Raw genomic sequence first — 6,691 nt, forward strand, 5'->3', positions numbered from 1 at the left:
TGCCCCAGCTCAATCCCGGCGACATCGTGGCCGGCCAGTACGAGGTCAAGGGCTGCATCGCGCACGGCGGTCTGGGCTGGGTGTACCTGGCGTTCGACCACAACGTCAACGACCGTCCGGTGGTACTCAAAGGCCTGGTGCACTCCGGCGACGCCGAGGCGCAGGCGATCGCGATGGCCGAACGGCAGTTCCTCGCCGAGGTCGTGCACCCGCAGATCGTGCAGATCTTCAACTTCGTCGAGCACAAGGACTCCCACGGCGATCCGGTCGGCTACATCGTCATGGAGTACATCGGCGGGCAGTCCCTCAAGCAGCACCCCAGGGACGGGAAGGCCGACAAGCTGCCCGTCGCCGAGGCCATCGCCTACCTGCTGGAGATCCTGCCCGCGCTGAGCTACCTGCATTCGATCGGCCTGGTCTACAACGACCTGAAGCCCGAGAACATCATGCTCACCGAGGACCAGCTCAAGCTGATCGACCTGGGGGCGGTGTCGCGGGTCAACTCGTTCGGCTACCTCTACGGCACCCCGGGCTTCCAGGCACCGGAGATCGTGCGGACCGGCCCCACGGTGGCCACCGACATCTACACGGTCGGGCGCACGCTGGCGGCGCTCACCCTGAACCTGCGCACCCGCAACGGCCGCTACGTGGACGGGCTGCCCGACGACGACCCGGTGCTGGCCACCCACGACTCGTTCGGCCGGCTGCTGCGCCGCGCCACCGACCCCGACCCGCGGCGCCGCTTCGTCAGCGCCGAGGAGATGTCCGCGCAGCTGATGGGCGTGCTGCGGGAGGTGGTGTCCAGGGAGAGCGGGGTGCCGCGGCCCGGGCTGTCGACGATCTTCTCCCCCAACCGCTCGACGTTCGGGGTCGAGTTGCTCGTCGCCCACACCGACGTCTACCTGGACGGCCAGGTCCACTCGGAGCGGCTGACCGCCCGCGAGATCGTGACCGCGATGGCGGTGCCGCTGGTCAATCCCGCCGACGTCGCCGCCCCGGTGCTGCAGGCGACGGTGCTCTCCCAGCCGGTCCAGACGCTGGACTCGCTGCGTGCGGCCCGCCACGGGTCGCTGAGCGCCGACGACGTCGAACTGTCCGAATCGATCGAGTTGCCGCTGATGGAGGTCCGCGCGCTGCTTGACCTCGGCGACGTGGCCAAGGCCACCCGCAAGCTCGACGACCTGGCCGAACGGGTCGGCTGGCAGTGGCGGCTGGTGTGGTACCGGGCCGTGGCCGAACTGCTCACCGCCGACTACGACGCCGCCACCGAGCATTTCACCGAGGTGCTCGACACCTTTCCCGGCGAGCTGGCGCCCAAGCTGGCCCTGGCGGCGACCGCCGAACTCGCCGGCAACACCGATGAGCACAAGTTCTACGAGACGGTGTGGAAGACCAACGACGGCGTGATCTCGGCGGCGTTCGGATGGGCCCGCGCCCTGTCGGCCCAGGGCGACCGAGCGGGCGCGGTGCGCACCCTCGACGAGGTGCCCGCGACCTCGCGGCACTTCACCACCGCACGCCTGACCAGCGCGGTCACCCTGATGTCGGGCAGGTCGACGGGCGAGATCACCGAGGAGGAGATCCGCGACGCCGCCCGGCGGGTCGAGGCGCTGCCCCCCACCGAACCGCGGGTGCTGCAGATCCGCGCCCTGGTGCTCGGCGGAGCGCTGGACTGGCTGGCCGACAACGAGGCCAGCACCAACCACATCCTGGGCTACCCGTTCACCGAACACGGGCTGCGGCTGGGCGTCGAGGCCGCGCTGCGCAACCTGGCCCGCGTCGCCCCGACCCAGCGGCACCGCTACACGCTGGTCGACATGGCCAACACCGTGCGGCCAACCAGCACGTTCTAGGGGCCGGGGCCTTTCCGCCGCCTCGCGCGACTTCGCTTCTCCACAGCGAAAACATAGGTAGCCGCCGCACAGTTGAGTGATGCCGGGGCAGTCCAGCCAGTGGGTCACCACGGCCCGCGCGCTGCGCCGGGCCGGTTTCGGAGTCACCGGTCCGGAGGTCGACGCCGCGCTGAACGGCGATTGGCCGTCCTGCGTCGACGCGATGCTGGCCGGCAACCCCGACGCCGACCCGGGCGCCTTCGCCACCCCTATGCCGTCCCCGACCGCGCCGCGCCCACCGGGCAATCGGGCGACCCGGGCGGCGCACAAGCAGTACAACCGTCAGTTGTCCGAACAACAGCGCGTCCTGTCCCAGTGGTGGCTGCGCCGCATGGTCACCGTGGCACATCCCGTGCACGAGAAGTTGACCCTCTTGTGGCACAACCACTTTGCCACCTCGGCGCAGAAGGTGCGGGTCGCAGCGCTGATGGCGGCGCAGAATCAGAAGCTGCGCACCCTGTCGCTGGGCGATTTCCGCACCCTGGCCCTCACGATGCTGACCGATGCCGCGATGTTGCGCTGGCTGGACGGGCAGACCAACACCGCCCGGGCCCCCAACGAGAACCTCGCCCGCGAGTTCATGGAGCTCTTCGCCCTCGGGCACGGCAACGGCTACACCGAGGACGACGTCCGCGCCGGCGCCCGGGCGCTGACGGGCTGGGTGATCGGCCCCGGTGGCCGGGCCGCGATGCTGCCCAAACGCCATGATTCGGGCGCCAAGACGTTGTTCGGCGTCACCCGCGACTTCGACGCGGCCGGGTTCTGCGACGCCGTGCTCGCCCAGCCGAAGTCGGCCGGGTACGTGGCCGGACGGCTGTGGCGGCAGATGGCCTCCGACGACCCGCCGACGCCCCCGACGCTCGACCGGCTCCTCGCCGCCTACGGGCCGCGGCGCGATCTGCGTGCGCTGACACGGGCGATCCTCACCGACCCCGACGTGACCGGCGGCCGGGCCGTCAGGGTCAATGCCCCGGTCGAGTGGCTGGTCGGGGTGCTGCGCGCCCTGCGCGTTCCCCTCGACGAACGCGAATTGAAGACGGCCGACGCGACGCTGCGGGCCCTGGGCCAGCGGCCGTTCTACCCGCCCAGCGTCGGCGGGTGGCCCCGCGGCGAGGCGTGGCTGTCCACCGCCGCCGCCTCGGCGCGGCTGCGCGCGGCCGCGCGGATGGCGCACACCGGCGACCTGTCCGGCATCGAAAGCGCGGCCCCCGGCGACCGCATCGACGCGGTCGGCTACCTGATCGGCGTCGGCACCTGGTCGGATCGCAGCGCCGGCGCCCTGCGGACACTGGCGCGAAGGCCGCCCCAGCTGGTGGCGGCCGCCGTCAACACCCCCGAGTACCTCACGTCATGAGCCGGATGAATCGCCGCAGGTTCCTGATCGCCGGCGCGGGCGCCGGGGCGGCCGGCCTGCTGTCGGGGGCGGTGGCCGTCGAGTGGCCCGACCTGATGCGCGCGGCCGTCGACCGGCCGCTGGCCGAGAACTCCGGCGTGCTGGTGATCGTCACGCTCTACGGCGGCAACGACGGCATCAACACCCTGATCCCCTACGCGGACAACGCCTATCACGATGCCCGCCCGGAACTGGCGTACGACCCCGGCGACGTCTTGCACCTCGACGGGCAACTCGGGCTCAACCCCGCTCTGCGGGGCCTGGCCGGGCTGTGGCGCCGGCGCCGCCTTGCCATCGTCCGCGGTGTGGGGTACCCGCACCCCGACCGCAGCCACTTCCGGTCCATGGACATCTGGCAGACCGCGTCCCCGGCCGAGCCCGTCGCGACCGGCTGGATCGGCCGCTGGCTCGACGCGACCGGTGACGACCCGCTGCGGGCGGTCAACATCGGCCCCGTGCTGCCGCCGCTGGCTGTCGGCGAAAAGCGCACGGCGGCTGCGCTTTCCCCCGGCCACGCCGCGGGCATGCGCGACTTCGGCCCCGTCATGGAGGCCCTGGGCGCCGACGATCCCGGTGACACCCCCGCGATGGCCGCCGTGTGCCGGGCCTATCGCGCCGCGCACACCGCCGAGAAGTCCTTCGCTTCGGTCAAACCGGCCGGGCGCGGGCATAACCCGCTCGCCGAGCAGCTGCACACGGTGGCCGGCGCCGTGCGGGCCCGCGTCCCGACGCGGGTGTACACGGTGCAGTTGGGCGGTTTCGACACCCACGCCGACGAGCGTGGCACCCAGCAGCGCCTGTTGCGGACACTCGACGAGGCGGTGACCGGCTTCCTCTCGGACATGGCCGACCGCAACGTGGTCGTGCTGGCCTACTCGGAGTTCGGCCGCCGGGTGCGCGCCAACGCCTCCCACGGCACCGACCACGGCACCGCCGGCCCCGTGTTCGTTGCCGGCGCGCAGGTCAGGGGCGGCTTTTACGGCGCGGAACCCAGCCTGACGGACCTCGACCACGGGGACCTGAAGTTCACCACCGACTTTCGCGACGTGTACTTCGAATTGCTTTCGCGCACCGTGGGAACCGACCCCACTCCCGCTGTGGGGGCCGGCCGCACCGCCCTGGGCTTCCTATAGGACGCTCAGGCAGTCGTGCGCGATGGCCAGCTCCTCGTCGGTCGGGATCACCAGCACCGCGATCGGCGAGTCGTCGGCGGAGACGAGTCGCGGGCCGTCGCTCGCGGCGGAGTTGCGCCGCTCGTCGACCACGATGCCCAGTTCCCGCATACCGGCCAGCGCGTCGCGGCGCACCGCGGCGTCGTTCTCGCCGATACCCGCGGTGAAGGTGACCACGTCGGTGTGCCCGAGCACCGCCAGGTAGGCGCCGACGTACTTGCGCAACCGATGGATGAACACATCGTAGGCCAATCGGGCTGCGCCGTCGCCGGATTCGATCATCTCCCCGATCCGGCGGAAGTCACGTTCACCGGCCAGGCCCAGCATCCCCGACCTGTGGTTGAGCATCGACTCGATCTCCTCGACGCTCAGCTGCGCGGCTCGCGCCAGGTAGCTGAAGACGCCGGGATCGATGTCGCCGCTGCGCGTGCCCATCACCAGGCCCTCCAGCGGGGTCAGGCCCATCGAGGTGTCCACGGGCCGGCCCCCCATGATCGCCGACGCCGACGCGCCGTTACCCAGATGCAGCACAATCTGATTCAGCTCCCCGACCGGCCGGCCCAGAAACTGCGCGGCACGCCCGCTGACGAAGTGGTGCGACGTGCCATGGAACCCGTAGCGGCGGATCTCCCAGGTCTGCGCCAGCTCGCGGTCGATCGCGTAGGTCGCCGCGGCCGCCGGCAGCTCGTGGAAGAACGCGGTGTCGAACACCGCGACGTGTGGGACGTCGGGCAACAGCCGGCGGGCCACCTCGATCCCCTGGATCGCGGGCGGGTTGTGCAGCGGCGCCAGCGGGGACAGCTCATCCAGTTGCGCGATCACCGCGTCGTCGAGGACCGTAGGTCGGTAGAACGTGTTGCCGCCGTGCACGACCCGGTGCCCGACGGCCGAGAGCCCGCACGCGCGCAGGTCGATGCCGTCGGAGGCCAGCGTGTCGAAAGCGCGGCGCAGGGCCGCGTCGTGGTCGGGGACCGCAGAGGAGGGCTCGCCGATCCGCTGCACATGGCCCGACGCGCGGGCCACTCCCGAGTCGGGGTCGAGCAGACGATATTTCAGCGACGAGGAGCCGGAATTGATCACCAGCACGAGGCGGTTACCGCTCATGGGCACCCTGCGCCTGGATCGCGGTGATGGCGACGGTGTTCACAATGTCCTCGATCAGCGCGCCCCGGGATAGGTCGTTGACCGGTTTGCGCAACCCCTGCAGAACGGGGCCGATCGCGATCGCCCCCGCGCTGCGCTGCACCGCCTTGTAGGTGTTGTTGCCGGTGTTGAGGTCCGGGAAGATCAGCACTGTCGCCCGGCCGGCCACCGCCGAATCGCGCAGCTTGGTCGCGGCCACCGAGGGTTCCACCGCGGCGTCGTACTGGATCGGCCCCTCGACGGGCAACTCGGGTTCCCGGGACCGCACCAACTGCGTTGCTGCCCTGACTTTTTCGACGTCCGCCCCAGCGCCCGAATCGCCGGTGGAGTACGACAGCATCGCCACCCGCGGCTCGACGCCGAAGCGCGCGGCGGTGCGCGCCGAGCTGATCGCGATGTCGGCCAGCTGTTCGGGCGTCGGGTTGGGGACGATCGCGCAGTCGCCGTAGGCCAGCACCCGGTCGGGCAGGCACATGAAGAAGACGCTGGAGACGACGGAGACGTCCGGAACGGTCTTGATCACCTCCAGCGCCGGGCGGACGGTGTGCGCCGTGGTGTGCGCAGCGCCGGAAACCATGCCATCGACCATATCGTTGTATACCATCATGGTACCGAAATACGTGGCGTCGCGCATGATCTCGCGCGCCTGCTCCACCGTGATTCCCTTGGCCTTGCGCAACTCGGCGTACTGCTCGGCGAATCGTTGACGCAGGTCGCTGGTGCGCGGATCGATGACCCGCGTCTCGTCCAGGTTCACACCCAGTTCGGCGCAGCGGTGCCGGATCTGGGCCTCGTCGCCCAGCAGGGTCAGGTCGGCGACACCGCGCTGCAGCAGCCGCCCGGCCGAGGAGAGGATGCGGTCGTCGTCGCCCTCGGGCAGCACGATGCGCTTGCGATCCGAACGCGCCTGCAGCGTCAGCCGGTGAATGAACATCTGGGGTGTGGTCACCGTGGGAATCGGAATAGCAAGCTGCGCAAGAAGATCAGGGATATCTACGTAGCGATCCATCAACTGCAGCGCGGTGTCGATCTTGCGTTGGGCGGTTGCGGTGACCCGGCCCCGGGCCGAGGCCGCCGCGCTGGCGGCGTCG

At 70.7% G+C, this 6,691-nt stretch carries 5 protein-coding genes; 3 read left to right on the plus strand and 2 right to left on the minus strand.

Going from position 1 to position 6,691, the window contains the following annotated elements:
• The 3 genes from AC2VOR_RS12755 to AC2VOR_RS12765 form a co-directional block, all read left to right on the plus strand.
• Positions 1-1,853, plus strand: a 1,853-nt coding sequence (locus tag AC2VOR_RS12755) for a tetratricopeptide repeat protein (protein WP_486963896.1), incomplete at its 5' end; no start/stop codon positions are given.
• A 79-nt stretch (positions 1,854-1,932) separates the two neighbouring features.
• Entirely contained in the window at positions 1,933-3,246 is a 1,314-nt protein-coding gene (locus AC2VOR_RS12760; protein WP_486963897.1) for a DUF1800 domain-containing protein, read from the plus strand.
• On the plus strand, positions 3,243-4,418 hold the full coding sequence (locus tag AC2VOR_RS12765) for a DUF1501 domain-containing protein (protein WP_369740906.1): 1,176 nt from the start codon (positions 3,243-3,245) through the stop codon (positions 4,416-4,418). Before AC2VOR_RS12760 ends, AC2VOR_RS12765 begins: the two co-directional genes overlap by 4 nt.
• Here AC2VOR_RS12765 and AC2VOR_RS12770 read toward each other — a convergent pair.
• Together AC2VOR_RS12770 and pta are read right to left on the minus strand one after the other, a co-directional pair.
• A complete protein-coding gene (locus AC2VOR_RS12770) occupies positions 4,413-5,561 on the minus strand; it encodes an acetate kinase (RefSeq protein WP_369740907.1) in 1,149 nt (382 codons plus the stop codon). The two genes, AC2VOR_RS12765 and AC2VOR_RS12770, sit on opposite strands and share 6 nt — an antisense overlap.
• The coding region (gene pta, locus AC2VOR_RS12775) for a phosphate acetyltransferase (protein WP_486963898.1) at positions 5,551-6,691 on the minus strand (1,141 nt) is incomplete at its 5' end. The genes pta and AC2VOR_RS12770, both read right to left, overlap by 11 nt.

The organism is Mycobacterium sp. TH-M103, assembly GCF_057473785.1.

Bases quoted from the DNA above. Each gene is read 5' to 3' on its own strand.
- AC2VOR_RS12760 (WP_486963897.1), top strand. From the start codon at position 1,933: ATGCCGGGGCAGTCCAGCCAGTGGGTCACCACGGCCCGCGCGCTGCGC.
- AC2VOR_RS12765 (WP_369740906.1), top strand. From the start codon at position 3,243: ATGAGCCGGATGAATCGCCGCAGGTTCCTGATCGCCGGCGCGGGCGCC.
- AC2VOR_RS12770 (WP_369740907.1), bottom strand. From the start codon at position 5,561: ATGAGCGGTAACCGCCTCGTGCTGGTGATCAATTCCGGCTCCTCGTCG.